Annotated in this window: 1 protein-coding gene and 1 pseudogene; one reads left to right on the forward strand and one right to left on the reverse strand. The window is 67.3% G+C overall.

The features are described 5' to 3' along the window. Nucleotides 1-1,873, reverse strand: a 1,873-nt coding sequence (gene alaS / locus BN903_RS09075; protein WP_048077435.1) for an alanine--tRNA ligase, incomplete at its 3' end; no start/stop codon positions are given. A 213-nt stretch (nucleotides 1,874-2,086) separates the two neighbouring features. Between alaS and BN903_RS17435 the strand changes: the two are divergent. Further along, nucleotides 2,087-2,305: pseudogene (locus tag BN903_RS17435) on the forward strand (PAS domain-containing sensor histidine kinase); the annotation flags it as partial.

Below are 2,305 nucleotides of genomic sequence, written 5' to 3' on the forward strand. Positions count from 1 at the left end.
CTGCGTGACCGATGAGGTGCGTCGCGGTGTGGTGCGCGCGGAGGCGGTCGCGGCGGCCGCCGTCGACCTGCCCGCGGACGAACTCTCCTTTCCCGGGGTCGGCGTCCGTGCGGTGGAGGACGACCCCGTCGGTCTCCTGTACGTCGGTGACGTCGACGGTGGTCTCGCCGACCGTGAGCTGTCCCCTGTCGGCCGGCTGCCCGCCGCCCTCGGGATAGAACATCGTCTGGTCCAACACGACGTCGTACCCCTCCTCGCTCTCTAACACGTCGAGGACGACCGCCTCGAACTCCGTGCGGCCCTGGTCGTCGTAGAACAGCTTCTCGGTCTCGGGGAGGTCGGCGAGCCGTTCGTCCCGCTCATCGGCGGCGTCGGCGGCGTCGGCCTCCTCGTGTCTGTCGGCGACGAGCGCGTAGAAGTCGTCGGGCACGTCGACGGTCGCGCCGCGCTCCTCGGCGATGTCGGCGACCATGTCGGGCTGGATCCCGTGGGAGTCGTACAGCTCCAACAGCTCTCCGGTGGGGATCGGTTCACCGGTGCCGGCGTACTCGTCGGCGAGCTGTTCGACCTTCCGGGCACCGCGCTCCAGCGTCTCCTCGTACTTCCGCTCCTCGCTGCGGACGATCTCGCGGACCGTGTCGCGGTTCTCGTATCCCAGCCGCTCGGCCTGCATGTCGACGAGTTCGTCGAGCGGAGCGTCGACGCCGACCTCGTCGACGAGCCGCTTCATCCGGCGTAACACCATCCGGGCGAGGTAGCCCGTCCCGACGTTGGAGGGAACGATCTCGTCGCCGAACATGTACGCGAGCGTTCGCGAGTGGTCCGCGATCGCGTAGATCGATTCGAGCGGCTCGACCAGTTCGCGCAGCCGGTCGACGTCGACGTCGAGCCGGTCGGCTATCTCGCCGCGCACGGCCTCCACGTCGTCGACGTCGTCGATGTCGAGCCGGCCGGAGAGCTTCGCGGCGCGGTGGATCAGCTCCCGTTCCGCCTCGGTGTGTTCGATCCCCGCGTTCTCCTTCAGGAAGTCGATCGCGTCGGGGTAGATCGCCTCGTACACCGTCGCGGTCCCCTGACTCATCCACGTCCACCGTTCGAGCCCGTACCCGGTGTCGACGATGTACGTGTCCATAAAGGAGTACGTGTGCCCGTCTTTCATCTCGTAGTCGCCGTCGGGGTCCCGCTCCATACACATGAAGACGAGCGTCGCCAGCTCGGCTCCCTTGTAGATGACCTCGATTGCGGGCCCGGCGTTGCCGCCGCCGACCCACGGGTCCTCGATGTAGGTGATCTCCTCCAGATCGGCACCGAGGCTCTCGAACAGCTCGTCGCAGTACCGGACCGTCTCGTCTTTCCAGTACACCTCGCCGTGGTAGGCGTACTCGCCTTCCTCGACCTCCTCGCGCGTGTTGAACGCGTGGTGGGCCATCATCTCGAACGCCATCGTGTGCCGCCCCGTCTTGCCGACGTTGTCGATGTCCTGCATCCGAATACAGGGCTGGGAGACGGTCAGCGGGTTCGCCGGCGGCGGCGTCTGCCCGGAAGTGACCAGCGGCTGGAAGTCGTAGATCGACGCTTGCGTCAGGAGGACGTCGTCGCGCCAGCGGTTCGCGGCGACCGGATACGGGTCGATCCGCTCGTGTCCGTGCTCTTCGAAGAAGGAGAGGAACGCCTCGCGCATCTCCGACAGCGAGTGGGCCTCGGGGAAGCCCGGGTCGTCGATGAAGCTGTAGTCCGCACAGGGCGGCTCGCCGCACAGTTCGCGGTCGGCGTCACGGGTCCAGAAGTGCGCGCCACAGGAGGAACACTCCTTGCGCTCGAACCCCTCCTCCTCGAAGTAGTCGAGACGGTACTCCGCTTCGAGATCGCTCATTACACGAACGTGGCCCGTGTTGCTCCAAAAGGGTTCCGGGGTCGCTCGTCGGCGGTCGTGCGGGGGTACCCGACGACGACCGCGGCGGGATTTTGACGGCGCAAACCGGTCGAGACGTTGAGACCGCACGACCGGTAAGAAGACTTATACTCTCGGGGAGAGCTACCACATATCATCGTGACTTCCGCGGTGGGCGAGCGCACGCTGGTCCTCGTGCTCGGCGACGACCCCGAACACACCGGTGACATCGAGGCGCGGTTCGAGTCCGAGTGGAACGGCTCCGACGGCGACCGGAGTGTCGCCGTCGAGACGCGCGCCGTCAGCCCCGACGCCCTCGACGTGGAGCGGACCGCCGACGTGGTCGTTGTCGCCGACGAGGCGGCGCTGGACCGCGTCCGGTCGGCCGACCGCGACGAGGCCGTGGTGGCGTAC

This window comes from Halorubrum sp. AJ67 (assembly GCF_000513435.1).